The sequence below is a fragment of the Acinetobacter sp. ANC_7503 genome, assembly GCF_056780035.1.
On sequence record NZ_JBWYJA010000015.1, the window covers coordinates 1 to 24,214 of the forward strand.

Genomic DNA, 24,214 nt, shown 5'->3' on the forward strand with positions numbered 1-24,214 from the left:
AGAGTAAGTCATCGCCAGCTCATTATTCTAAACACCCCCTTCAATAGAAGGGGGTGTTTTTTTATATATAAAAATCGAATTTAAAATAATTAAACCCTTGTAACTGAATAAGAAGCTCCAATCAGTTAATTTATGCCAAAAGATTGATGATTCTTGCAATTAAAAAAACAACAATAAATGTCAGTATGCCTATGAGGATTTAAATAATTTCAGGGACATAGTTGATGCAATACAATCCGATCTATTACACAGATGAACACTTTGCATTTGCAGATGCAGTAAAAAAATTTGTAGAAAAAGAAATTATTCCCTATGTAAATGAGTGGGACGAAGCTGAAACTTTTCCACGAGAACTCTACAAAAAAGCTGCAGAAGTTGGATTGATGGCATCAGGTTTTGATGAAAAATACGGTGGTATCCCAGATACAGATGCATTCTATACTTTATTGGGATGTGTGGAGTTGGCAAAGGCGGCATCAGGTGGGTTAATCGCTTCATTACTTTCACATATGATCGGTGCGCCACCAATTAATAGCTTTGCAAGTGAAGAGGTGAAAGCAGAGGTTTTGCCACAAATCTTATCAGGTGAGAAGATTTCTGCTTTAGCAATTACAGAACCAGGCGGAGGTTCTGATGTTGCAGCACTTAAAACAAAAGCAGTAAAAGAAGGTGATTACTATATAGTCAGTGGTGAAAAAACATTTATTACTTCTGGTATTCGTGCTGATTACTATACTGTTGCCGTTCGAACTGATCCTGAAGGAAAGGGACCCAATGGTATCTCAATGCTACTGATTGATGCCCATACGCCAGGTATTACAAAAACGAAGTTAGATAAAATGGGATGGTGGGCGTCTGATACCGCTCATTTGCACTTCGATCAAGTTAAAGTGCCTGCAAAAAATTTGATTGGTCCTGAGAATATGGGCTTCTTTGTGATTATGAATAACTTCAATATGGAACGTTTTTTCTTGGCTGCGAGTAGTTATGGTTATGCAAAAGTTTGTTATGAAGAAGCTCTAGATTGGGCTCAACAGCGACGTACTTTTGGTAAACGCTTGGTAGATCATCAAGTTGTTCGTCATAAATTGGTAGATATGGCAACACGTTTACAAACGACTCGCGCTTTACTTGAAGATACGGCATATAAAATGGGTCGTCCTGAACTTCAAGGGAATGAAATGATTGCACAAATTTGTATGCTCAAAAACGTAGCAACGCAAACTATGCAATTCTGTGCTGATGCAGCCGTTCAAACACTAGGTGGCATGGGCTTTATGCGTGGCATGAAATCTGAACGTATATATCGCGAAGTTAAAGTGAATATGATAGGCGGTGGAGCTGAGGAAATTATGAAAGATTTGGCAAGCCGACAGCTGGGCTTCTAAAAGAAATAAAAAGGTGGATTAAGCCACCTTTTTTAATTGATCAGATATAAAGTTAAGCATTCATTGCCATATCCCAGACGATATTGGTTAACTCATCAAGTGACATTTTCCCTTCTGGATTGTACCAAGTTACGGTCCAAGCGATTGAACCACCAATCAGTCTTCGCCAGATAAAAGGATCGTGCTTAATTTTGCCTTTGTCATGTAATACCTTGATGACACTCAGCCATATCCCTTCATAATCATTTCTTAATTTTAATAGTTTCTTCTGATTTTCCTCAGAAAGTGAAAACCATTCATAGACCAATACAGCCATAGCGGAACCTGTATCCCCAGAGATCGCATCGAGTTCAGCTTTAATCAGAGCCTTGAGTTGTTGCTCTGGATGGTCTGAAGTGGATATGGCACTTTCAAGGCAAGCGTGATTGTAAATGATGGTTTGTTCCATCACATGCGCCAAAATATCGTCTTTGGTTTTGAAATGATGAAATAAACTTCCAGATTGGATACCAATAAACTGTGCGAGTTCACGAACAGTGGTTTTGGCATAACCTTGTTTATGGAATAAATAAGCTGCCCCCAAAAGTAAACGACCACGTGGTGTATCGTCAAAGCAGGCTATTGGTTGAATTTGGTCAATAGAGGTCGCGATCATCTTGTTATTTTATCCTATTTTGTTTTCTAAACGCGTTGCTTCCATGCAAATTTTAGCGCAATAAGCAGATTTGCAAATAATAATAACATTTTGCACTTTACAAACCAAGCGCTTGCTTGGTAAATTAAGCTCAAATTCTAAACAGAATAATGAGATGGTTATGACAAATATTCAGGACGAACAAAAAATTGTAAAAATTGGCTGTGCTTCAGGTTTCTGGGGAGATACCAACACAGCTGCATTTCAATTGGTACACATGTCGGATATTAACTATTTAGTATTTGATTATCTTTCAGAAATCACCATGTCTATCATGGCAAAGGCCAAAATGAAAGATCCTTCTCATGGATATGCATTGGACTTTGTTAGTCGTGTTATGACACCGCTCATCAACAAAATTGCGGACAAGAAAATCAAAGTTGTAAGTAATGCTGGCGGTGTAAATCCATTGGCATGCCGTGATGCACTTCAAGAAGTGATCAAAAATGCTGGTTTAGATTTGAAAGTTGCGGTGGTACTTGGTGATGATTTAATGGATCAGCACGTTGAACTTCAAAAACAAAATATAAAAGAAATGTTTAATGGTGAGGATCTTCCTCCACATGTCGCAAGTAGTAATGCTTATTTGGGTGCTGTAGGGATTCGAGACGCTCTGGATTTAGGTGCAGACATTGTGATCACAGGTCGTGTCGTGGATTCGGCTGTGGTGATTGGGCCTTTATTGCATGAATACAAATGGGATTTAGCGGATTACGATAAATTGGCACAGGCGGCACTTGCAGGTCATGTGATTGAGTGTGGTGCACAATGTACTGGCGGTAACTTCACAGATTGGCGTTTGGTTGAAGGCTTTGACAATATGGGCTTCCCAATTGTTGAAGTGAAAGCAGATTCATCATTTGTGGTGACTAAGCCAAATGGTACAGGTGGTTTAGTATCTCCGGGTACGGTAGGCGAACAAATTGTATATGAGATTGGTCATCCACAAGCTTATCTATTGCCTGATGTAACGGCTGATTTTAGCCAAGTCAAACTTGAGCAAGTGGGTGTGCATCGTGTACTTGTGACAGGTGCAAAAGGTACAGCGCCAACACAACACTACAAAGTAAGCACGACCTATCCTGATGGTAACCGTGTATTAGTCAGCTTCTTACTTGCAGGGCAGGATGCAGAAGAAAAAGCGTATGCAGTATCAAACGCAATTTTAAATAAAGTTGAGCGTGTAATGGCGCTTCGTTCGATTCCACCATTTACTGAAAAATCAATTGAGATTTTAGGTACAGAAACAACCTATGGTGCAAACCGCCGTGTAGAAAAACCACGTGAAGTTGTAGTGAAAATTGCCGTTAAACATATGTTTAAAGAAGCATGTATGTTCTTTGCTTCTGAGATTGCACAAGCTTCTACAGGTATGGCACCTGCATTAACAGGTATTGTCGGTGGTCGTCCAAAACCATCTCCAGTGATTAAATTATTCTCGTTCTTGGTAGAGAAATCTCAACTAAATGTTGAAGTGGATATCAATGGTGAGCGTCATAAAGTTTCTGTACCACATGGTGAGCCACTTGCTGAAATTCCAACCATCCCAGCAGGGGAAGTGGCAACTTTAACTGGTAACGAAATTGAAGTGCCTTTAGTTCAAGTTGCACATGCACGTAGTGGTGATAAAGGTAACTACAGCAACATCGGTGTACTTGCACGTAAACCAGAATTTTTACCTTGGATTCGTGCATCTTTAACTGAAGCCAATGTTGCGGAATATATGAAGCATGTGTTTGAAGGTGGTAATGGTGGCGAAGTACGTCGCTATGAATTGCCGGGCTTAAATGCACTTAACTTCTTGTTAATTGATGCGCTTGGTGGTGGTGGTGTTGCGAGCTTACGTATTGATCCACAAGGCAAAGCATTTGCACAACAATTATTAGATATACCGGTAAAAGTTCCTGCAAATTTATTGTAAGCCAGCGTACGGGCATCATCTGATGCCCAAGCAAAATAAAAAAAACAATTGATTCATATATGGAAGTGTAAGTAATGGGTTATCAGTCGATATTTAGAAATGATGCATTTGCTGGCAAAGTCGTGATTGTCACAGGTGGTGGCTCGGGCATTGGTCGTTGTACGGCGCATGAGCTTGCATCACTTGGTGCGCAAGTGGTGATTACAGGTCGTAAGATCGAAAAACTTGAAAATGTGATTGCTGAAATCACTGAAGATGGTGGTCGTGCACATGGCATCGTGTGTGATAACCGCGAAGAAGAACAAGTTAAAAAAATGATTGCGGAAGTGATCGAAAAATTCGGTCGTATTGATGGTTTAGTGAATAACGCAGGCGGTCAGTTCCCATCAACATTAGAAAGTATTTCTGCCAATGGTTTTGATGCTGTCATCCGTAATAACTTACATTCGACCTTTTATCTTATGCGTGAAGCCTATAACCAGTGGATGGCAAAAAATGGTGGTGCCATCGTCAATATGGCAGCAGATATGTGGGGCGGTATGCCGGGTATGGGGCACTCAGGTGCAGCACGTTCAGGTGTTGATAACCTGACCAAAACGGCTGCGGTGGAATGGGGTAAATCAGGTGTGCGGGTAAACTGTGTGGCACCTGGTTGGATTATCTCATCAGGGATGGATACCTATTCAGGCCCTGTCGCAGAATTCATTATCCCTAACCTTTCTAGCAATGTGCCTTTACAACGTATGGGAACAGAGTCGGAAGTATCTTCGGCGATTGTTTATCTATTATCTGACGCTGCCAACTTTGTTTCAGGGATGACAGTACGTATCGATGGTGCGGCTTCACAAGGTACACGCGTATTCCCATTATCATCTGCAGAAAATAGTGAGTCTTATAACGGCTTCCACCGTGCATTTATTCCAGATGTACTAAAGAAAAAAGACGAAAAGAATTAATCGAGATTATAAGGAACAAGGAGGAAACGGAATGGCAGTGATTCAGTCCGAAGTTGCAGTAGGAAGCGAAGTATTTGAACAGAATAAAGCGAAATTGCTCGAGCAAATCGAAGAGATTCGAGCGATTCAAAAAAGTGCGCTAGATCGTTCTTATAAAGCTAAGCCTAAGTTTGATAAAAAAGGAAAGATTTTACCGCATGAGCGTGTACGTATGTTGCTCGATGCAGATTCTCCATTTGTAGAGTTGTGTGGTCTTGTGGGTTACAAGATGCATGATGATAAAGATGGTTCAGAAGCAGGTGGCGGGATCATTGCAGGGATTGGTTTTGTAAATGGTACACGTTGTATGGTGGCTGCCAATAACAGTGCGATCAAAGGCGGTACGATTGCTCCAATGGGTGTACACAAAAGCCTTCGTTTACACCAAATTGCGTTAGAGCAAAAATTACCAATCATTACTTTAGCAGAAAGTGGTGGTGCAAACTTAAACTACGCAGCAGAAGTATTTACTGCTGGTGGTACAACATTTGCCAACCAAGCACGTTTATCTGCAAAAGGGATTCCACAAGTTTCTGTAGTCCATGGTAACGCAACAGCAGGTGGTGCATACCAACCGGGTCTTTCTGATTATGTGATTACTGTACGTAAGCAAACTGAAATGTTGCTCGCAGGTCCGCCATTGTTATTGGCTGCAACAGGTGAAGTCGCAACTGCTGAAGAATTGGGCGGTGCGGAAATGCATGCTCAAGTGGCAGGTACAGCAGAATACTTGGCAGAAAATGATGCCGATGGTATCCGAATCGCACGTGAAATCTTTAAGCATTTAAACTGGAAAGAGCAAGTTAAGCTTGAAACACCAGAATATAAAGAGCCACGTTATTCAGCAGAAGAATTACTTGGCATCATTCCATCAGATCCAAAACAACCTTTGGATATGAAAGAAATCATTGCACGTATTGTTGATGATTCTGATTTCTTCGAATTTAAAAATGAGTATGACTCACATACGGTATGTGGTTGGTCGCAAATTGGTGGTATGCATTTAGGCATTATCACTAATAATGGTCCAATTACCCCACAAGGTGCAGCAAAAGCAGCGCAGTTTATTCAGTTATGTGAACAAACACGTCGCCCGATTTTATTCTTGCACAACACCACAGGCTTTATGGTGGGTACAGATGCAGAACAAAACGGCATCATCAAACATGGTTCTAAGCTGATCCAAGCGGTTGCCAACTGTACAGTGCCGAAGATTTCGATCATTGCTCATGGTTCATACGGTGCAGGTAACTATGCGATGTGTGGTCGTCCACTTGGCCCACAATTTATCTTCTCATGGCCGAACTCTCGTGTTGCGGTAATGGGCGGTGCGCAAGCAGGTAAGGTACTTCGTATTGTTGCGGAAGCGAAACAACGTGAATCTGGCATGGAGCCAAATGAGCAAATGTTGGACTTCTTAGAACACTCGACAGCAATGAAATTAGAGTCGCAATCGACTGCATTATTCAACACAGCGATGTTGCATGATGATGGCATTATCGACCCACGTGATACACGTAAATTGCTGATTTTCTTATTGCAAACCATTAATGAATCACAAGCACGTGAGTTGAATCCAACACGTTTTGGTGTGCCAAGATTCTAATCAATCCCTCTTGCGGAATATATTCCTCATCCCTTTAAAAAGTGAGGAATACCCCCTCTTTTTAAAGAGGTGAGAAGCATGGATTCGCAAGGTATATTAAAGATTAAAAAACAAATATTGAAATTTTAAGGAAGACAAAAAATGAAATTTACTGAAGAACATGAAGCGCTACGCCGTACAACACGTCAATTTGTAGAAAACGAAATCAACCCATATACAGCAGAATGGGAAAAAGCGGGTCAATTCCCAATCCACGAAGTATTCAAAAAAATGGGTGATTTGGGTTTATTAGGTATTTGTAAACCTGAAGAAAACGGTGGTTTGGCACTCGATTATTCTTATAACCTTGTTGTTGCAGAAGAATTAGGTCGTATCAACGTGGGTGGTGTTGCACTTGCGATGGGTGTACAGACTGACATGGCTACTCCTGCAATTGCACGTTTTGGTAGCAAAGAATTACGTGATGAGTTTTTAACGCCAGCAGTTGCAGGTGAAAAAGTTGCAGCTATTGCAGTATCTGAAGTTCAAGCAGGTTCTGACGTTGCAGCACTGAAAACCACAGCAACTAAAGATGGCGATGACTACATTATCAATGGTCATAAAATGTGGATCACAAACTCTCTACAAGCAGACTTTTTCTGTTTGTTAGCGAATACATCTGATGGTAAACCACACTTTAACAAGTCAATGATTGTTGTTCCTGCAAATACACCGGGTATTACATTCTCTGAGCCATTAGAAAAGTTAGGTATGCGTTCTAGTACCACTGCACAAGTGTTCTTTGACAACGTACGTGTGCCACAACGTAATTTGGTGGGTCAAGAAGGCATGGGCTTTATGATGCAAATGCTTCAGTTCCAAGAAGAGCGTATGTGGGGTGCAGCTAATGCAATGGGCGGTATGTTGCAATGTATCGAAAAAACAATTCAGTACACTAAAGAGCGTACAACTTTCGGTCAGCCATTAATTGATAACCAATATATCCATTTCCGTTTTGCTGAGTTAATGACGGAGATCGAAGCACTGAAAGCATTAACCTATCGTGCTTGCCAATTGCATATCGAAGGCGAAAACGTAACGCAAATGGCATCTATGGCAAAACTAAAAGCGGGTCGTTTAACGCGTGAAGTTGCAGATAGCTGCTTACAGTTCTGGGGTGGTAATGGCTTTATGGCTGATAACCCAGCTGCTCAGTTCTACCGTGATGGTCGTTTAGTATCTATTGGCGGTGGTGCGGACGAAATCATGCTTGGCATTATCTGTAAGATGATGGACATCCTTCCTGGTAAGAAAAAATAAGCAGGAGATCTGATATGACATTATCAAGTTCAATTGCCAATTTAGAGGTTGATGGCAGCATCATCCTAGAGCAAGACGGTGGCATTTTAACCTTATGGTTAAACCATCCTGAAAGCCGTAATGCCATGAGCCTAAAAATGGTGGAATCCATTCAGGCTGTATTTACAGCAATTAAAGATGATGTGTCTGTACGTGCAGTGATTTTGCGTGGTAAAGGCGGTCACTTCTGTGCAGGTGGTAACATTAAAGATATGGCAGCGATCCGTGCTAAAGCAATGGAAGTGGGCAACAACACACCTTATACCGAATTTAACCGTACGTTTGGTGCGCTGATTGAGCAAGTCGATCAAGCACCGCAAACGGTTGTGGCTGTACTTGAAGGTGCTGTACTCGGTGGTGGTTTCGGTTTGGCATGTGTCTCTGATGTTGCAATTGCGCATGCAGAAGCACAATTTGGCTTACCTGAAACTGGCTTAGGGATTTTACCTGCACAAATAGCACCGTTTGTGGTGACACGTGTTGGCTTAACTCAAGCACGTCGTTTAGCCTTATTAGGTATGCGCTTTAAGGGTCAAACCGCTTTAGAGGTGGGGATTGTGCATCAAGTGGTTGCAGATGAAGTTGAACTTGCATCAGCACTTGAAGAAACCATTACCCAAATTAAACGCTGTGCGCCATTGGCATCGCGTGCAACCAAAGCATTATTACATCGTACCACCAAAGAAGAATTGGGGCCGTTACTTGATGATGCAGCACGTCAATTTGCAGATGCCGTGGCAAGCGCAGAAGGAATGGAAGGCACAATGGCGTTTATTCAAAAACGCCAACCAAGCTGGGCAGAATAAACCACATTCCAACGCCTGTATGAATGTGAATTAAAAAGGATACGCTCCTCAAGATCAGAGGAGCCTAAAAAATTGGTGGAACTATGGCGTTTACAAAAGTATTAGTTGCAAACCGTGGTGAAATTGCTGCTCGTGTGATGCGTACAGCAAAAGCCTTAGGTTACGAAACCGTTGCTGTGTACTCAGATGCCGACAAAAATGCGCGTCACGTACAAGTCGCAGATGAAGCGGTTTATATCGGTCCTTCAAAAGTATCAGAATCTTATTTATCGATTCCAAATATTATCGAAGCATGTAAGAAAACTGGCGCAGATGCGGTGCATCCGGGTTATGGTTTCTTATCAGAAAATACTGATTTTGCTGCAGCATGTGCAGAAAATGGCATTATCTTTATCGGTCCACCTGCAGGTGCGATTGAGCTCATGGGTAGCAAGCGTTTGTCTAAAATCGCCATGATCGAAGCAGGCGTACCATGTGTACCGGGTTATGAAGGCGACCAACAAGATATCGACTTTTTAGCAGATCAAGCGAAGAAAGTAGGCTTCCCACTGATGGTAAAAGCATCAGCAGGTGGTGGTGGACGTGGTATGCGTCTTGTTCACCAAGAAGTGGACTTGCTTGAAGCTTTAAAAACGGCACGTTCTGAAGCAGAAAATGCCTTCGGTTCGGGTGAGTTGATTATCGAGAAAGCAGTGATTGCACCTCGCCACGTGGAAATCCAAGTGTTTGGTGATACGCATGGTAACTACGTGTATTTATTTGAACGTGATTGCTCGATTCAACGTCGTCACCAAAAAGTGGTTGAAGAAGCACCATGTCCAGTTCTTACAGAAGAAACACGTCAAGCGATGGGTGATGCAGCAGTTGCAGCGGCCAAAGCTTGTAACTATGTGGGTGCAGGTACGGTTGAATTCTTGCTAGATCAATCAGGCGAGTTTTATTTCTTAGAAATGAACACACGTTTGCAAGTAGAGCATCCTGTAACAGAAATGATCACAGGTCTTGATCTTGTAGAATGGCAGCTTCGTGTGGCAAACGGTGAAACATTACCGCTCAAGCAAGAAGAATTGACTATGAATGGTCATGCCATTGAAGTGCGTTTATATGCAGAAGACCCACGCCAAGACTTTTTACCACAAACAGGCAAAGTATTACGTTGGCAACCTTCGGATTTAGAAGGCGTACGTATCGATCACGGTATGATGCCAACTGATGAAGTTAGCCCATTCTACGATCCAATGGTGGCTAAAATCATCGTACATGGCAAAACACGTACCGATGCGATTCGTTTACTTGCACGTGCTGTAAATGATTCTGTACTGTTAGGTGTAAACAGTAATAAGGAGTTTTTAGTTAACTTATTACGTCATCCACTTGTGGTGGAGGGTGATGTGAACACTGGTTTTATTCAACAGCATTTCCAAAGTGATGTGAGTTTGAATAAACAGAGTCTAAATTTAGAAAGCTTAGCATTGATTGCAGCGTTGTTGATAAATGCATCTGCGCAAACAGATTGGAACACAGGAGTTTCTTCAGCATTACCACTGAAACTTCGATATGATGATCAAAAGTTAGATCTCATTGTGCATCGTGATGGTCGTTCAGTGAGTGTTGAAACCTGTGGTGAAAGCCAGTCGATTGAGGTTGTAGCGCAAAATACACAGCAATTGATTTATAGCATTAATGGAATTCGACGTCGAATCGACTATGTTCTTGATGGTAATTTTGTTTATTTAGATCGCGCGAATGGCAACGTCATGGTGGAAAATATTACCTATTTACCACCTGAGACTGCCGATGTGGCAGGGGATGGTAAAATTCGTGCCCCAATGGATGGTGCAATTATAAATGTCATTGCTCAACCTGGAGAGCGTGTAACTAAAGGGCAAACATTATTGATTCTTGAAGCGATGAAAATCCAACAGCAAATTAAGTCAGATGTCGACGGTGTTGTGGGTGAAATCGTAGGACAAGTTGGTCAGCAAGTGAAAAAACGTCAAATCTTGATGAATATTGAGGTTGATGCTGAATAAGCAATAAAAAAAGCCATCTAACGATGGCTTTTTTTATGACCGGATTTATGCAAATACTGTTTGTACGGCACAGTAAAGCACCCAAAGAATTGCAATCGCAACTACAGGTTCTAAAACTTTTGCCCAAGTTGGTGTAGCCACTACTTCTGGCTCAGCAACATCGTGGTGATCATGTTGAACTTGATTGACCATGTCATGAAACTCCTTCATCGTTTGGTCTAATGATATCTCTTCTTGAATGACAGGTTGAGAACCAATCAACTCATTTAGGTTATTTGTTAGCCAAACCCAATCTTTTGCTTTACCAGAGAGATGTTCAACTTGACCCTGAAGTAATTCATTCATGCCTTGTAGTTGATAATGACCTGTTACATCAAGTTGTTTAAGTTCATTAAGCTGTAAGGTCAAAATCTCTGATGTCGCAGTTTCAAGTTCTTGATGAGACAGCGTAGACTGATTATGTTGAGATGTCGTCAAATGCCGTGCGACTTCTTGAATATAAAGTTGGTCAGCGGCATGAATTTCTTGGTATATTTTTTTTTCGTCTTTACGCCATAGGCTGATGAGTTTACCTAAAGCTAAGATATTTAATTCATTGAGATATTCATGCCGTTGTTCAGCTGGATACTGTTTCAACAGCTGAGGCTTTTGAATTTTGGTCTGCTCAGCAAAATATTGTACTAAATCAAAAGCCATTCAACTCTCCTGTAAGTTTTTTCAATCCAAAATTCTTAAACTCGGTTTTTTCTTTGGTGCTTCATTTTCTTGATTTTGTTGCTGTTTAGATTCTATCGGATTTTCATCCGTTTGTGCATTGGCATATTCATCAGGATCAAAGAATAATCCTTGACCATTTTCTTTTGCATATAACCCGAGTACAGCATTGATTGGCACATAAATATCTTTGGAAACACCACCAAAACGTGCAGAAAAGGTAATCGCTTCATTGCTCATGTGTAGTTGATGCACAGCATGTGGCACGATATTTAAAACAATCTGACCGTCTTGAACGAACTGTGTAGGTACATCGGTATAAGGCTGTGTGGCATCTACCAGTAGATATGGGGTGAGATTGTTATCGCAAATCCATTCATAAATCGCACGTGCTAAATACGGGCGAGTTGGACTTAATTTGATTTCTTGATCAGACATGTGACTCACTCTTTTGCTTTTTTAAGCGGATTTTAATTCAGGACTATAACGATTTTTTTCCTGAACCGTCATGGACTTAATGAAGGCTGGACGACTGAAAACACGCTGGCAATATAAATAAAACGGGCGGCATTGTTGCTTTGGAAGCTCAATACCCATCGTTCTTAACCGTATAAAAATCGGTGCCAACATGCAATCTAAAATTGTAAATTGTTCAGACATGAAATAAGGATAGTGCTGAAACAAAGGTGTCAGCGAGATAAGCGTATCTTTTAACTTTTTTTGGGCTGCCTTTTGTGCGTCAACATCAAGTGTGTCTGGGTGGCGCAACATATCATCTGCAAGTTTTAACCAGTCATTTTCAAAACGCCATATATATTGGCGTTGTTCTGCACGTGGAGCAGGAGCATCTGCATATAACTTATTCTGACGATAGCGATCATCTAAATATTCAGAAATGATGGATGTATTGAAAAGTTTTAACTCATTTTCAATCATCATCGGGAGTCGATTGTATGGATTTAAACTCGCAAGATCCTCGTTGTCTTCGTCGACAATAAATAAATTATGTTTAATTTGTTTTTCTGCCAGTAAGAAGCGAATCCAATGCGATCGAAAGTCATCTGCATGACTATAAATGGTGATGCCTTGTAATGGGGTGGTTTCGACTGACATATTCCAATCAAAGTATTAATGAATAGATAAGGATACTAAAAATGCACGCTAAAATCATCGTTTAATGAGCGATGCATATTAAAACACTTGAATTTTATATTGAGTCGTATTTATGTCTGGAACGTTTTTTTTAATTTTTATCCTTGTATTGTTGAAATTTAATCTTTAGCTTTTTATCCAAAGCGATATAAAAAGCCGATCTTTAAATCGGCCTTGTGCACTAATGTATGATTCCACTCCACCATTGACGGACGTCGCGATTGTTAGTTAATGCACTTGTGTCGCCAGGTCTAAGTTTATAGCCACACTTGTAAACCATTGAGAATTTTTGACCTAAAGATCGATGTACCAGACTGTTATTTTGTACAGGATATCCATCTGAGCATCCAACTAACTCTAATGGTTTATTTATGTTTTCATATGAAGACATTAATCTTTGTATGGGTCCATCACAAACATGCTTACCCGTATTGGATTGCCAACACACGGCTAAAGCATCTATCGATTGTGAGTTATTTGCTTGTGCAATATTGGATGTACCTAATATTGTAGCGGCTACGGCGAATGATAAACATATTTCCCTATTTAACATTTTTATCCCTTTAATTTAAAAAACTGCATGAAAGTATTTTTAATAAAGTTGTAAAAAGTTAACAATCCTCAAATTGGAGATGATTAAGCATATATTTGTTTAAGTCAGTCAAAATAGAGCAATAAAAACTAGCGTCTTTTTATTGATATCAGCGTTTAATATTCATTTTAAAGTATCGTGTACGACTGATTTTCATGAGTAAGGGAAAATATAAAGATGAAAAAAAACCTTGGCATAAGCCAAGGTTTTTTTGTCCGAATTCGGAAAACGAATTAACGTTTAGAGAATTGTGGACGTTTACGAGCTTTACGTAAACCAAGTTTCTTACGTTCAACTTCACGAGCATCACGAGTAACGAAACCAGCTTGACGAAGAGCAGGTTTTAAAGTTTCATCAGCAGCGATCAATGCACGAGTAATACCGTGACGGATTGCGCCAGCTTGACCACCGATACCACCACCAGCAACAGTGATGTAAAGGTCATATTTCTCAGTAGCATCTAAAAGCTCTAGTGGTTGACGTACAACCATACGAGCAGTTTCACGACCGAAGTATTGTTCTAAAGAACGGTTGTTAATAACGAGTTTACCAGTACCAGCAGATAGGAAAACACGTGCAGTTGCGGTCTTACGGCGACCTGTACCATAGTTAGTAGCCATGTGCTGTATCCCTTAGATGTCCAAAACTTGTGGCTGTTGAGCTGTGTGAGGATGCTCAGCACCAGCATACACTTTCATTTTCTTGATCATAGCATAACCAAGAGGACCTTTTGGCAACATGCCTTTTACAGCGCGTTGGAAGATTTCTTCTGGCTTGTGAGCAACTAATTTTTCAAAGTTAGTTTCACGGATACCACCAGGGAAACCAGTGTGGCGATAGTATTTCTTATCAAGTGACTTATTACCAGTTACTTGAACTTGCTCAGCATTGATAATTACGATGTAATCACCAGTGTCAACGTGAGGAGTATAAGAAGTTTTGTGCTTACCGCGTAAACGACGTGCGATTTCAGTCGCAAGACGACCTAAAGTTTTGCCAGAAGCATCAACAACGTACCAGTCGTGTTGAACTTCAGCTGGCTTAGCGCTGAGAGTTTTCATTAACCACTACCTATTATAGTTGGTTTGGACGGTGGAATCTGTCCAAACAAAAAGGAGAGCGAATTCTAGCGGAAAAACACTAGAACCACAATCAAAATATTAAGATTTCGAGGGGCATATTCTATTTAATTTAGATTGAAAAGTATAGCGGTTTATTTAATCAATTTCGTTTGTAATGAGGAAATAATCATAATAATAGCTCGGAGTTTTGATGAGTTCACAAAATAATAATGATCGTTTCTCTCCTCCTGTTCGTCATTCAGATTTATCTTCACGCCATGATCAAATCAAAGTGAGCAAGGTGACGAAATTTTTGACCGGATTTTTATTCATTTTTCTCGGAATATATTTAGTGTTAGCATGGTGTTTGGCGCTATTTATGGAATCGATGTTTTAAGTGTCATTCTTATATATTCAATGTATGCACATTTTATGATTTTCCCTTAGATCATCTATTTAATCGGTGGCTTTGGTTTCTTGTGCATTAAAGATTCAGCATTTTATTCAGCGCGTTCAACGATTGGACGCATTCTTTTGTTGGGTTTGTTCTTCGTCATCGTGATTGTATGTGTATCCGAAGTCGCTCATGCTTTGGGTCTATTAGATGCAAGATTTCGTATGGATTGGCGCTAAAAGACTCAAAAGAACGATTAAAAAAATCAGAGGGCTAAGATTTTACCATTTTGGTATTGTTGAACATCGTACATTCGATCTGTATTAAAATAATAAAAATCCTTGAATGATGATCGTTATGCTTCCTTTGTATGTCACCAGCGGTGAGCCTGCTGGAATTGGTCCTGATATCTGTTTAAGCCTTGCGCAACGTTTGGATGAGCGTCCACTCGTCGTGCTTGCTGATATACAAATGCTCAAGCAACGTGCAGAAAAACTTCATCTTGAAGTTGAAGTGATTGAGTATCAAGGGCAACAAACATCGTCAAAAGTGGGTCAGCTTTATGTGGAACATATTCCTTTAAATGAAAGTGTAGTACTGGGTGAGTTAAATGTTCAAAATGCGAGTTATGTCTTAGAACAACTCCGCCGTTCTGCAGACTATGCGATGTCAGGTAAAAGCGTTGGCGTGGCGACAGCACCTGTACAAAAGTCAGTGATCAATGAGGCAGGTATTCATTTCAGTGGTCACACTGAGTTTTACCAAGAGTTTGCTGGTGTATTACGCGTGGTCATGATGCTGGCAACCAAAACCTTACGTGTTGCACTTGCAACCACGCACTTACCCCTTCGTGCGGTTGCGGATGCGATTACAGCTGAGCGCTTGCATCAGGTCATCGACATTCTAATTCATGATTTAAGATCAAAATTTAAAATCGAATCTCCCAAAATTTTGGTGTGCGGTTTAAATCCTCATGCAGGTGAAGATGGTTATTTAGGAGTGGAGGAGATCGAAGTGATTAATCCTGTACTTGAACGCTATCGTGCGCAAGGGATAGACATGAGTTTATGTCTGCCTGCAGATACCTTATTTACACCAGAAAATTTAAAAGATGCCGATGCAGTTTTAGCCATGTATCACGATCAGGGATTACCTGTGTTAAAATCGCAAGGATTTGGTGAAGCCATTAATATTACTTTGGGCTTGCCGTTTATTCGCACCTCTGTCGATCATGGCACAGCACTCTCCCTCGCAGGTACTGGACTTGCGAAAAGCTCGAGCTTACATGTGGCTGTGGACTTAGCGCTCGATTTAGCGCGTCAGTGATCTTGTCTTAATTACACGTTGGAAATCTTTATGTATCAGATTAATGCCTTAAACCCGAAAGATGAAGGGCATCACACGCGTAAGCGTTTTGGTCAAAACTTCTTACATGACCAACGTGTCATTGCCAAAATTGTGCGTTCGGTGAACCCGCGTACTGGTGACAATATTGTTGAAATTGGTCCAGGTCTTGCTGCTTTAACATCGCCTTTAATTGGTGAATGTGATGCTTTGACTGTCATTGAATTAGACCGTGATTTAGCAGCTGGATTACCCGGTCGTGTACCGCATCCTGAACGTTTAACTATTGTGGAAACTGATGCTTTACGCTACGACTTCACTGAATTGTTTGATGGTCGTCCGTTGCGTGTTGTCGGTAACTTACCTTATAACATTTCTACGCCTTTGTTATTTCATCTCTTAGAGTTTGGTGACAAGGTCAAAGACATGCACTTCATGTTGCAAAAAGAAGTGGTCGATCGTATTACGGCATCACCAAATACCAAAGAATATGGTCGTTTATCAGTCATGATTCAGTACTACTGTAAACCGACATTCTTGTTTGAAGTGCCACCTGGTTCGTTCAACCCACCACCCAAAGTAACTTCTGCGGTATTTCGCTTAGAGCCGTATGATGTAAAACCAATAGTGGCGAAGAATGAAAAAGCCTTGGCACGTTTAGTCTCCCATGTATTTACACAACGCCGTAAGACACTTCGCAACAGTTTAAAAGGCATGTTGCAAGAGGAAGGATTTGAAAAAGCTGGTGTTGATCCAATGGCGCGTCCAGAAACATTAACACTTGCTCAATTTGTTGCACTTGCAGATCAAATGGTAGATGCATAAATGGCTGGTGAAAACATTCGATATAATTACGTGATTGGTGATGTTCAGGGCTGTTTTGAAGCTTTGAAAATGTTACTCAAGGAAATCAAATTTGATCCTGATCAGGATTTTTTATGGTTTGCGGGTGATTTAGTCGCACGTGGTGAAAACTCGATTGGCGCTTTACGTTTTATCAAGAAACTGGTCGATCGAGGCGTTGCTGCGACAGTCTTGGGTAATCATGATTTGACCTTGTTAGCGTGCGCAAGGGGCATTAAAGAGATTAAAGAGAAAGACAATACTCGTGATGTGATTGATGCGATTGACAGTGATGATTTAATCGACTGGTTACGCAAACAACCCTTATGTTTATGTCCAAATGAAAATATTGTCATTACACATGCGGGTATTCCACATATTTGGACAGTAGAGCAAGTGAAACAGTTTGCTCAAGAGGTTGAAACGGTTATTGCGCATGATGATTTTGATGTTCTGGATGCATTTTTGAAAGAAATGTATGGTAAAGAACCTACATTATGGTCAGATGATTTAACAGGACATGAGCGCTTACGATGTATCGTGAATTATCTAACCCGTATGCGTTTGACTGATCCAGAGGGTCGACTTGAATTTAGTTTTAAAGACGCTTTAGATGAGCCGATGCCAGCTGGCTATCAGCCATGGTTTGAATATGAGTCAAAAGCTGCTCAAACTCATCAAGTCATTTTTGGACATTGGGCTGCCTTACAGGGCAGAACAATATCTGCGCATATTCAGAATGTTGACGGTGGTTGTGTCTGGGGCAATCAATTAATGGCGTATCGTCTTGAAGATCAGCAAATGTTTGCTGTAGATAATCCTATGTTTGCATAGAATCATCTACTTTAGGTCGTTTTCGTCTAATAAAAAAGCCACTCATCAGTGGCTTTTTTATTTTCAATCGTGGGTAAATCAAGAGGTCGCTTTTAAAAAGTGAATAAAAGTAGGGAGCCAAACGGCTGTAAACGTTGCATTTACCGCCATACCAAATGCAGCATAACGACCAGCTACACTGCCTCGTTGCCAAGCTTGAGCTGTCCCAATCGCATGGGCTGCTAAACCGAGTGCTAAGCCTGAGGCACGCTCATCATTAATATGACGTAGTATGAGTGGTGAAAAAGCTGCGCCAATCACACCAGATAAAATAACGATTAAAATGGCTAAGCTAATTGGTGCATGGAGTAAGGTCGCAATATTAATTGCGATTGGTGTTGTCACTGCACGTGTAGCGAAAGCCATAATGGTCGAATCTGCCATATGCAGTAGATACGCTAAGCCCATAGGCAATGCGACAGCACTGACACTAGCAAACACTAATATTCCTAAAATGCCTTTTAGTGGTAAATCGTCATAACGCATTGCTGCAAGTGGGATCGCGAGAGCCACTGTGACGTATCCTAATAAATGATCAAAAATCGGATTGACATCTTTCATGTAGTGATCATAAGGAATACCAATAATCAGTAAGATGACGATCACAAAGAACATCCCGAATACAATTACAGGAATCTGTGGTACGACACGGTTACAGGGTTTTGAAATTAAATAGGCGAATAACGTAATAGCAAAGCCGATTAAAATTGCGAGCATATTTCTCTCCTATAACCAGCGTTTTGCCATTTTGGCGTAAACCCAAAGTGGAATAAGTGTACTTAACGTGAGTACGAGTAAAAAAAGAGGAATTTCTTTACCCATATGAACCAACATAACCAATGCCCCAGCACTAATTGGTAAAAATGCGAAAGCACTTTCTTTCATGATTTTATTATTTACATCGACAACTCTGGTTGGAAGAGTGCCAAATCTACGCCAAGCAAACAGTACAAGTAGTAAGGAAAGCAACCCGACAAGATTGCCCAGTTCGGGATGATTCAATTGAGTCATAAGCCAAACTGAACCTTCTCGGAAGCCAATAATAAGCACTATGGTGCCAATCCATGCTGGCCAATCTATCGTTTTCATCCACTGCATCATGATTATACTTTTAACATTATTTATCACGTTTTAACTGATTTATGATTTGATTTCAAACTCTTCTAAAGGTCTTTTAAATTGTTGCGCCTTATCACCAAGAATTTGATCAATTGGTAAATGTGCTTGTTTTATAAGTTGCTCTAATTTATGTGGCGCAATTTGAATATTTAAAATCAAATGACCTAGATCATCATAATGTTCAGACTGAATCACATTTAATTCATACAGTTGATTGCGTAATTTGCCATATTCAGGTCTGAGTGTGAGTTCAAATTGTTGTATTTGCCCCATTAAACACTCTTGAACGGCTTGTCGCAGTAAATCTAAACCTTGACTTGAGTGTGCTGAAACATAGACTCGATCAGGCAAATTGGGAGAAGCATAAATGATTTTAGGCTCTTCACCCGTTTGATCAATTTTATTGTATACGCGTAATATTGGCACCTGAGCCCCAATTTCTTTCAGGACTTTTTCAACAGCATCAATTTGCTCAAGCTTGTCTGGACTATTTGAATCGATAACATGCAAAAGCAAAGTCGCCTCAAGTGTTTCTTCAAGGGTTGCTTTGAATGACTCTACTAAGGAGTGTGCAAGATTGCGAACGAATCCCACTGTGTCAGCCAAGACCAATGTTCCAATGCCATCCCAATTTAATCTTCTTAAAGTTGGGTCAAGAGTTGCGAACAATTGATCTGCTGCATACACATCACTTTCAGCAAGAATATTAAATAGGGTGGATTTTCCTGCGTTGGTATAACCGACTAGAGACACTGTTGGAATAGACGCTTTTTGACGCGCTGCACGACCTTGGATTCGTGTCTGGCGGACTTTTTCAAGTTTGTCTTTAAGCTGGTTTATGCGGAGGCGGAGTAAACGACGGTCTGTTTCTAATTGTGTTTCACCTGGACCACGTAAACCAATACCACCTTTTTGGCCATCTAAGCCCATGCGACCACCCACTAAACGTGAAGCGAGATGGTCTAACTGAGCCAATTCAACTTGTAGTTTACCTTCATGTGTGCGTGCGCGTTGTGCAAAAATATCTAAGATAAGGCGAGTACGATCGATGACCCGACATTGAATAACACGCTCGAGATTACGTTCTTGAGATGGTGTGAGGGAATGATCGAAAATGACAATATCAGCTTCTACCGCTGCAACAAATTCGGCGATTTCTTCAGCTTTACCCGAACCAATAAAAAATTTAGGGTCAGGTTTAATACGTTGAGCTTGTATATGTTCAAGAATCTCTGCACCAGCAGATTTGGCCAATAAACGAAATTCTTCTTGATCAAGATCTTCTAATATTTGGACATTAACACTCACCAAGACCGCACGTTCATTTGCTTGATTTTGTCCAGTAACTTCCACTCAGCTAATACTCCACATCAAAACTCTAGTGTAGAGGAAATTGAACAATTGAGGGAAATAGATTTAAATTAACCTAAAGCAGTTTTGAACATAAGTATAAACGCCAGCATAAATAAAAAGACGCCACCGACAATTGATGCCAATGAGAAGAGTGCCGACCAGATGGGAATGACTTGATTTGATGGTGATTGAGTTGTAGTTTGCATAATTTTTAAATCTATAAATTCGATTTAAAAATTATATTTTATTGGGTATTTGAATTGAAATTGAATTTTCAAATCTATGTATACGGTTTTTATAATCAATGCATCTCTGGTGAGCTCAGTATAGAATGGAGCTATAGTGGATAACGCCTGTTATTATTCAGTGAAATAATTTATGACAACATTAACGCCTAAAAAACTCAATTTATTTTCAAAAACAGCGCTATATAGCCAAAAAATCATCTCAGGTACTGCTGCTGTCACTGAAGGGTTTTATTTAATTTTTAGGCATCAAATGTATAAAAATCCGAATAATCCAAACAATACTCGCTATGTACAACATTTTTGCCGTCGCTTATGCAAAGTTTTTAATATCGATTTACAAGTACATGGCAACATTCCTCGTGAACCCGCATTATGGGTGAGCAATCATATCTCTTGGTTAGATATTCCTGTATTAGGTTCGAGTGCGCGTGTATTTTTCTTAGCAAAAGCAGAAATTGAAAATTGGCCGATTTTTGGGAAACTTGCCAAGGGTGGTGGAACACTGTTCATTAAACGAGGTTCAGGAGATTCGGTCCGTATTAAAGAGCAAATCACAGAATTTTTGAAGCAAAATATTCCTGTCTTATTTTTTCCAGAAGCAACCACGACTGATGGAACTAAAGTCAAAAAAGTGCATGGAAGACTTTTAGCTGCAGCTATCGAGGCTCAAAAACCAGTGCAAGTTTGTTTAATCTGTTATGTCAATCAAGAGGGGGAGTTAGATCAGGTTGCTCCCTTTATTGGAAATATTGGATTTACAGCGCATCTCAAAGCAGTATTGGAAATGCCTCAAGTCGTTGCACATTTAACAGCTTTGCCCACGATTGATGTTACTGGACATACAGTTGAAAGCTTAACGAGAGAAGTGCAACTCAGAATGCAGGAAGGATTGGAAGTATTACATCAAAAAGTACTCAAAGCTTAATCAGTAAAAGCAGGGATCATGATGATCCCTGCTTTTACATGAATCCTTCGATTGGCAACCAGGAGATAACTTTCAAGCTTGCTTTTTGCCACCATTTCATTTTTGGTTCTTTGGTATAGATTTTAATACCTTCAGGTGTCGCTTGTTTCCAATTAATATTATTTTGTGAATCTAGAACTAATTTATAGGCATATTTTTTTAGGTTCTGATCCATGGTTTTATGCACAGCTTGCGCTAGGGGCTGGCTGTTTAAAATGACGCCTATTTCAGTATTTAAATTGGCTGAACGTGGATCAAAATTAAATGATCCGATAAATACTTGCTTATCATCCAAAGCCATCATTTTTGCATGTAGGCTTGAGCGACTCAGCCCTTTAAGGCTCACTTTGGACTGCTTAGAAATTTCAATATTATTTTTATTTTGGAATTCTTCTGGCAAAGCAGGGAGGAACTCATATAACTCTACGCCGTTTTGCAGTAAATCTTGACGGTATTTCGCATAAAACGCATGTACAAGTGCAACATCATTGGCTTTAAAAGAGTTGGTCAGTACACGAACTTTAACGCCATCTTGTGCGATTGCACTTAAACGTTGCTCACCCTTGCGCTCAGGAACGAAGTAAGCGGAAATGATATCGACACTTTTTTCTGGTTTCTCTAAGCGTTCAACCAGTTGAAAGTTGAGATGTTCTTCTTTCTTAGCTTTCGCTTTGATTTTTTCAGGAGAATCTTTGATGACTTCTGCTTTCACCCAATCCAGCTTAATTTCTTGATTGAGCCAACGATCAAAATCATGAGATTCACGAGTAATTTCAACATAACTACGTACAGCACCATCATCAAAGTGCTCTTGCAGTTGCTGTTTTAAACCTTCATAGCGCAATGTATATTGTTGATGATTGACAATATTTTTAACTGGATAGGCATATTCATGATTCCAGTACTCATCAAATGAGTGTGTAATATCACTTACTGCATGACCGACAAGCATGACATCAACATCTGAAAATTGATATCGGTCACTGACATTGTAGTATTGATTACTCATATTTCGGCCGCCAATCAGGGTAATTTGATTGTCAGCTGTAAACGTTTTGTTGTGCATCCGTCGATTGATACGTTTCAGATCCAAAATCATATCAACGGGTCTAAGGCGTCGGAATTTATAAGGATTGAATAACTTTACGTCAATGTTTTGATGTTGATCCAGCGCGAGATAAATACTTTCCATCGTCTTAGCGTTATTGTCATCCATTAACAATCTGACTTTTACACCACGATCAGCAGCTTGAATGATTTTATAAAGAGCCAATGCACCTACACGGTCGTTATCCCAAATGTAATATTGAAGGTCGAGTGTTTTTTCGGCTTTCTCAATTAATTGAAAACGTGCAGCTATCGCTTCGATTGGATCATATAAAACATGAAAACCTGTTAATTCAGGATTCTTAATTTTCAAAGGTTCGACAATTTGCGCCAATGAAGTGTCATGAGTGTCGATGTCATACGCATATTGAGGTGCAACAGCTTGTTGATTGGGTAAAGTTGAGCATGCGGGTAAAGCAAGAATCAAACATGAACTCATAATGAAGCGCATTTTAAAAGATGTTTTCTTTTGGCGATTCAATTGTTGAGATTGATTCTTTTCCATGTGATTTGCTTGCATAATCTATTCTTTGAACTCAATGTGCTAAAGTATAAAGAGCACCATTTAAAAGATAAATGAACCACTCAGATTATTCGTCTGATTTAATGAAAGAGATTGAATATGTGGACAACAAATAACATCCTTGCTGCGTTCTATATTATTTTCTCGCTCTTCGCTATTTGGGGAGTCACGCAAGCATGGATGAGCCAATCTCGAACTGAAACCATACATCCATTTAAAGCCTTTGTTCATCTCTTGGCATTTTATCTTTCTTATTTACTTGTTCCGTTGTGGTTTTTTAGTATTTTTGCTACTTGGCAAGGTATATTTTCATTGCATGAAGGTGTGTTTATTTTCTTGTTGAGCAGTGTATTGATTTATGCACGTTTCATTGAGCCACATCGTGTAGTAGTGAATAACCTGAGTTACAAGTTAAGTTCGGCGCAACCCTTTAAACATCCGATTAAAGTGGCATTAATTGCAGACTTACATATTGGATTGTTTTCTGGGCATGAAAGACAACTGAAAATTATCGTGAATAAGATTAATCAAGCTCAACCAGATTTAGTGGTTGTGGCAGGTGATTGGACCTATGAACCAGAAAATAAGCTGGCAGAAGAGCTCCGAGTATTAAGAGAAATTCAAGCGCCTGTCTATTCTGTGAATGGTAATCATGATGAGCAATATCCAGGTCCACCGATTCAGGCATTATTAAAAGATGCGCTAGCTTCAAATCAGGTGATGGATATTGAAGGTAAGATTGTTGAGTTTGATGAGTTTAGATTGATTGGTGTGGGGGATTTGTGGGCAGGTAAGGCTGACATGCGGGATATGCCTGATTTACCACAAGATAAGCCGTGGTTAATTCTGTCACATAATCCGGATACGGTGGATATGGTGCCAAAATTGCCAACTCATCCGTTGATGTTGTCAGGGCATACTCATGGGGGACAAGTGGAGCTTCCGTGGTTGACAGATTACATCATGAAAAAAGTGTCTATCTTGGGTCATAAACGTGGTTTATATAAGCATGAACATGCCAATGTTTATGTGTCCGTAGGTACTGGCATGGTAGGTGTCCCATTCAGATTCAGAGTACCACCGATGATTGATATCATTGAGCTCAGCTAATAAAAAAACCGGCTTAAGCCGGTTTTTTTTATTAGC

Annotated in this window: 24 protein-coding genes; 14 read left to right on the forward strand and 10 right to left on the reverse strand. The window is 40.2% G+C overall.

All coding sequences use genetic code 11. The annotated features are described in order from the left end of the window. Positions 1-224 precede the first annotated feature (224 nt). Complete coding sequence (locus AC1M9M_RS13625) at positions 225-1,388, forward strand: acyl-CoA dehydrogenase family protein (protein ID WP_481596605.1); 1,164 nt, start codon at positions 225-227, stop codon at positions 1,386-1,388. A gap of 52 nt (positions 1,389-1,440) precedes the next feature. Here AC1M9M_RS13625 and AC1M9M_RS13630 read toward each other — a convergent pair whose 3' ends face one another. Beyond that, on the reverse strand, positions 1,441-2,043 hold the full coding sequence (locus AC1M9M_RS13630) for a TetR/AcrR family transcriptional regulator (protein WP_035269534.1): 603 nt from the start codon (positions 2,041-2,043) through the stop codon (positions 1,441-1,443). Positions 2,044-2,203: 160 nt separating this feature from the next. Between AC1M9M_RS13630 and AC1M9M_RS13635 the strand changes: the two genes are divergently transcribed. The 6 genes from AC1M9M_RS13635 (at position 2,204) to AC1M9M_RS13660 (ending at position 10,781) form a co-directional block, all read left to right on the forward strand. Next, on the forward strand, positions 2,204-4,003 hold the full coding sequence (locus AC1M9M_RS13635) for an acyclic terpene utilization AtuA family protein (RefSeq protein WP_481596606.1): 1,800 nt from the start codon (positions 2,204-2,206) through the stop codon (positions 4,001-4,003). Positions 4,004-4,077: 74 nt separating this feature from the next. After that, positions 4,078-4,959 carry an SDR family oxidoreductase gene (locus AC1M9M_RS13640; RefSeq protein ID WP_481596607.1) on the forward strand — a complete coding sequence of 294 codons (882 nt, stop codon included), beginning with the start codon at positions 4,078-4,080 and terminating at the stop codon, positions 4,957-4,959. A gap of 31 nt (positions 4,960-4,990) precedes the next feature. After that, the gene (locus AC1M9M_RS13645; RefSeq protein ID WP_481596608.1) at positions 4,991-6,604 is read left to right on the forward strand and encodes an acyl-CoA carboxylase subunit beta; all 1,614 of its coding nucleotides are present in this window, start codon (positions 4,991-4,993) and stop codon (positions 6,602-6,604) included. A gap of 141 nt (positions 6,605-6,745) precedes the next feature. Continuing rightward, complete coding sequence (locus AC1M9M_RS13650; protein ID WP_481596609.1) at positions 6,746-7,903, forward strand: acyl-CoA dehydrogenase family protein; 1,158 nt, start codon at positions 6,746-6,748, stop codon at positions 7,901-7,903. Positions 7,904-7,917: 14 nt separating this feature from the next. Next, positions 7,918-8,748, forward strand: coding sequence for an enoyl-CoA hydratase/isomerase family protein (locus tag AC1M9M_RS13655; protein ID WP_481596610.1), 831 nt, complete (start codon positions 7,918-7,920; stop codon positions 8,746-8,748). A gap of 83 nt (positions 8,749-8,831) precedes the next feature. Beyond that, positions 8,832-10,781, forward strand: coding sequence for an acetyl/propionyl/methylcrotonyl-CoA carboxylase subunit alpha (locus AC1M9M_RS13660; RefSeq protein WP_481596611.1), 1,950 nt, complete (start codon positions 8,832-8,834; stop codon positions 10,779-10,781). A 45-nt stretch (positions 10,782-10,826) separates the two neighbouring features. Here the strand turns inward: AC1M9M_RS13660 and AC1M9M_RS13665 are convergent, their stop codons facing one another. The 5 genes from AC1M9M_RS13665 to rplM all read right to left on the reverse strand — a co-directional run bounded on the left by AC1M9M_RS13665 (position 10,827) and on the right by rplM (position 14,300). Further along, complete coding sequence (locus tag AC1M9M_RS13665) at positions 10,827-11,477, reverse strand: hypothetical protein (RefSeq protein WP_481596612.1); 651 nt, start codon at positions 11,475-11,477, stop codon at positions 10,827-10,829. Between the two features lie 21 nt (positions 11,478-11,498). Continuing rightward, entirely contained in the window at positions 11,499-11,933 is a 435-nt protein-coding gene (locus AC1M9M_RS13670) for a ClpXP protease specificity-enhancing factor (protein WP_035269488.1), read from the reverse strand. A 21-nt stretch (positions 11,934-11,954) separates the two neighbouring features. Next, on the reverse strand, positions 11,955-12,608 hold the full coding sequence (locus AC1M9M_RS13675) for a glutathione S-transferase N-terminal domain-containing protein (RefSeq protein WP_481596613.1): 654 nt from the start codon (positions 12,606-12,608) through the stop codon (positions 11,955-11,957). An 864-nt stretch (positions 12,609-13,472) separates the two neighbouring features. After that, a complete protein-coding gene (gene rpsI, locus AC1M9M_RS13680; protein ID WP_035270019.1) occupies positions 13,473-13,859 on the reverse strand; it encodes a 30S ribosomal protein S9 in 387 nt (128 codons plus the stop codon). Between the two features lie 12 nt (positions 13,860-13,871). Further along, positions 13,872-14,300, reverse strand: a complete 429-nt coding sequence (rplM, locus tag AC1M9M_RS13685) for a 50S ribosomal protein L13 (RefSeq protein ID WP_035270016.1) — start codon at positions 14,298-14,300, stop codon at positions 13,872-13,874. Between the two features lie 211 nt (positions 14,301-14,511). Here rplM and AC1M9M_RS13690 point away from each other — a divergent pair, with 211 nt between their 5' ends. The 5 genes from AC1M9M_RS13690 (at position 14,512) to AC1M9M_RS13710 (ending at position 17,715) form a co-directional block, all read left to right on the forward strand. After that, positions 14,512-14,697, forward strand: a complete 186-nt coding sequence (locus AC1M9M_RS13690) for a hypothetical protein (RefSeq protein ID WP_481596614.1) — start codon at positions 14,512-14,514, stop codon at positions 14,695-14,697. Positions 14,698-14,777: 80 nt separating this feature from the next. Continuing rightward, on the forward strand, positions 14,778-14,933 hold the full coding sequence (locus AC1M9M_RS13695) for a hypothetical protein (RefSeq protein WP_481596615.1): 156 nt from the start codon (positions 14,778-14,780) through the stop codon (positions 14,931-14,933). A 118-nt stretch (positions 14,934-15,051) separates the two neighbouring features. Beyond that, positions 15,052-16,020 carry a 4-hydroxythreonine-4-phosphate dehydrogenase PdxA gene (gene pdxA, locus AC1M9M_RS13700; RefSeq protein ID WP_481596632.1) on the forward strand — a complete coding sequence of 323 codons (969 nt, stop codon included), beginning with the start codon at positions 15,052-15,054 and terminating at the stop codon, positions 16,018-16,020. 30 nt (positions 16,021-16,050) lie between these two features. Further along, on the forward strand, positions 16,051-16,863 hold the full coding sequence (gene rsmA / locus AC1M9M_RS13705) for a 16S rRNA (adenine(1518)-N(6)/adenine(1519)-N(6))-dimethyltransferase RsmA (protein ID WP_035270009.1): 813 nt from the start codon (positions 16,051-16,053) through the stop codon (positions 16,861-16,863). After that, positions 16,864-17,715 carry a symmetrical bis(5'-nucleosyl)-tetraphosphatase gene (locus AC1M9M_RS13710; protein ID WP_180028601.1) on the forward strand — a complete coding sequence of 284 codons (852 nt, stop codon included), beginning with the start codon at positions 16,864-16,866 and terminating at the stop codon, positions 17,713-17,715. A gap of 78 nt (positions 17,716-17,793) precedes the next feature. Here AC1M9M_RS13710 and AC1M9M_RS13715 read toward each other — a convergent pair whose 3' ends face one another. The 3 genes from AC1M9M_RS13715 to hflX are packed head-to-tail and all read right to left on the reverse strand — an operon-like array spanning position 17,794 to position 20,226. Next, complete coding sequence (locus tag AC1M9M_RS13715; RefSeq protein WP_035270007.1) at positions 17,794-18,471, reverse strand: LrgB family protein; 678 nt, start codon at positions 18,469-18,471, stop codon at positions 17,794-17,796. Between the two features lie 9 nt (positions 18,472-18,480). Then, positions 18,481-18,852: a hypothetical protein gene (locus AC1M9M_RS13720; protein WP_092768555.1), complete on the reverse strand. Its 372-nt coding sequence runs from the start codon at positions 18,850-18,852 to the stop codon at positions 18,481-18,483. A gap of 42 nt (positions 18,853-18,894) precedes the next feature. Then, entirely contained in the window at positions 18,895-20,226 is a 1,332-nt protein-coding gene (hflX, locus tag AC1M9M_RS13725) for a ribosome rescue GTPase HflX (RefSeq protein ID WP_481596616.1), read from the reverse strand. Positions 20,227-20,604: 378 nt separating this feature from the next. Between hflX and AC1M9M_RS13730 the strand changes: the two genes are divergently transcribed. Then, the gene (locus AC1M9M_RS13730; protein WP_481596617.1) at positions 20,605-21,399 is read left to right on the forward strand and encodes a lysophospholipid acyltransferase family protein; all 795 of its coding nucleotides are present in this window, start codon (positions 20,605-20,607) and stop codon (positions 21,397-21,399) included. A gap of 34 nt (positions 21,400-21,433) precedes the next feature. Here AC1M9M_RS13730 and AC1M9M_RS13735 read toward each other — a convergent pair whose 3' ends face one another. Further along, complete coding sequence (locus AC1M9M_RS13735) at positions 21,434-22,996, reverse strand: phospholipase D family protein (protein WP_481596633.1); 1,563 nt, start codon at positions 22,994-22,996, stop codon at positions 21,434-21,436. A 171-nt stretch (positions 22,997-23,167) separates the two neighbouring features. Here AC1M9M_RS13735 and AC1M9M_RS13740 point away from each other — a divergent pair, with 171 nt between their 5' ends. After that, entirely contained in the window at positions 23,168-24,178 is a 1,011-nt protein-coding gene (locus AC1M9M_RS13740; RefSeq protein ID WP_035270000.1) for a metallophosphoesterase, read from the forward strand. Positions 24,179-24,214 lie beyond the last annotated feature (36 nt).

Coding starts and splice junctions, on each gene's coding strand:
- AC1M9M_RS13710 (WP_180028601.1), top strand. CDS start 16,864: ATGGCTGGTGAAAACATTCGATATAATTACGTGATTGGTGATGTTCAG.
- AC1M9M_RS13740 (WP_035270000.1), top strand. CDS start 23,168: ATGTGGACAACAAATAACATCCTTGCTGCGTTCTATATTATTTTCTCG.
- AC1M9M_RS13690 (WP_481596614.1), top strand. CDS start 14,512: ATGAGTTCACAAAATAATAATGATCGTTTCTCTCCTCCTGTTCGTCAT.
- AC1M9M_RS13730 (WP_481596617.1), top strand. CDS start 20,605: ATGACAACATTAACGCCTAAAAAACTCAATTTATTTTCAAAAACAGCG.
- AC1M9M_RS13635 (WP_481596606.1), top strand. CDS start 2,204: ATGACAAATATTCAGGACGAACAAAAAATTGTAAAAATTGGCTGTGCT.
- AC1M9M_RS13715 (WP_035270007.1), bottom strand. CDS start 18,471: ATGCTCGCAATTTTAATCGGCTTTGCTATTACGTTATTCGCCTATTTA.
- AC1M9M_RS13655 (WP_481596610.1), top strand. CDS start 7,918: ATGACATTATCAAGTTCAATTGCCAATTTAGAGGTTGATGGCAGCATC.
- AC1M9M_RS13645 (WP_481596608.1), top strand. CDS start 4,991: ATGGCAGTGATTCAGTCCGAAGTTGCAGTAGGAAGCGAAGTATTTGAA.
- rplM (WP_035270016.1), bottom strand. CDS start 14,300: ATGAAAACTCTCAGCGCTAAGCCAGCTGAAGTTCAACACGACTGGTAC.
- rsmA (WP_035270009.1), top strand. CDS start 16,051: ATGTATCAGATTAATGCCTTAAACCCGAAAGATGAAGGGCATCACACG.
- AC1M9M_RS13660 (WP_481596611.1), top strand. CDS start 8,832: ATGGCGTTTACAAAAGTATTAGTTGCAAACCGTGGTGAAATTGCTGCT.
- AC1M9M_RS13665 (WP_481596612.1), bottom strand. CDS start 11,477: ATGGCTTTTGATTTAGTACAATATTTTGCTGAGCAGACCAAAATTCAA.
- AC1M9M_RS13720 (WP_092768555.1), bottom strand. CDS start 18,852: ATGCAGTGGATGAAAACGATAGATTGGCCAGCATGGATTGGCACCATA.
- AC1M9M_RS13625 (WP_481596605.1), top strand. CDS start 225: ATGCAATACAATCCGATCTATTACACAGATGAACACTTTGCATTTGCA.
- AC1M9M_RS13670 (WP_035269488.1), bottom strand. CDS start 11,933: ATGTCTGATCAAGAAATCAAATTAAGTCCAACTCGCCCGTATTTAGCA.
- AC1M9M_RS13735 (WP_481596633.1), bottom strand. CDS start 22,996: ATGCGCTTCATTATGAGTTCATGTTTGATTCTTGCTTTACCCGCATGC.
- AC1M9M_RS13640 (WP_481596607.1), top strand. CDS start 4,078: ATGGGTTATCAGTCGATATTTAGAAATGATGCATTTGCTGGCAAAGTC.
- AC1M9M_RS13650 (WP_481596609.1), top strand. CDS start 6,746: ATGAAATTTACTGAAGAACATGAAGCGCTACGCCGTACAACACGTCAA.
- pdxA (WP_481596632.1), top strand. CDS start 15,052: ATGCTTCCTTTGTATGTCACCAGCGGTGAGCCTGCTGGAATTGGTCCT.
- AC1M9M_RS13630 (WP_035269534.1), bottom strand. CDS start 2,043: ATGATCGCGACCTCTATTGACCAAATTCAACCAATAGCCTGCTTTGAC.
- AC1M9M_RS13675 (WP_481596613.1), bottom strand. CDS start 12,608: ATGTCAGTCGAAACCACCCCATTACAAGGCATCACCATTTATAGTCAT.
- rpsI (WP_035270019.1), bottom strand. CDS start 13,859: ATGGCTACTAACTATGGTACAGGTCGCCGTAAGACCGCAACTGCACGT.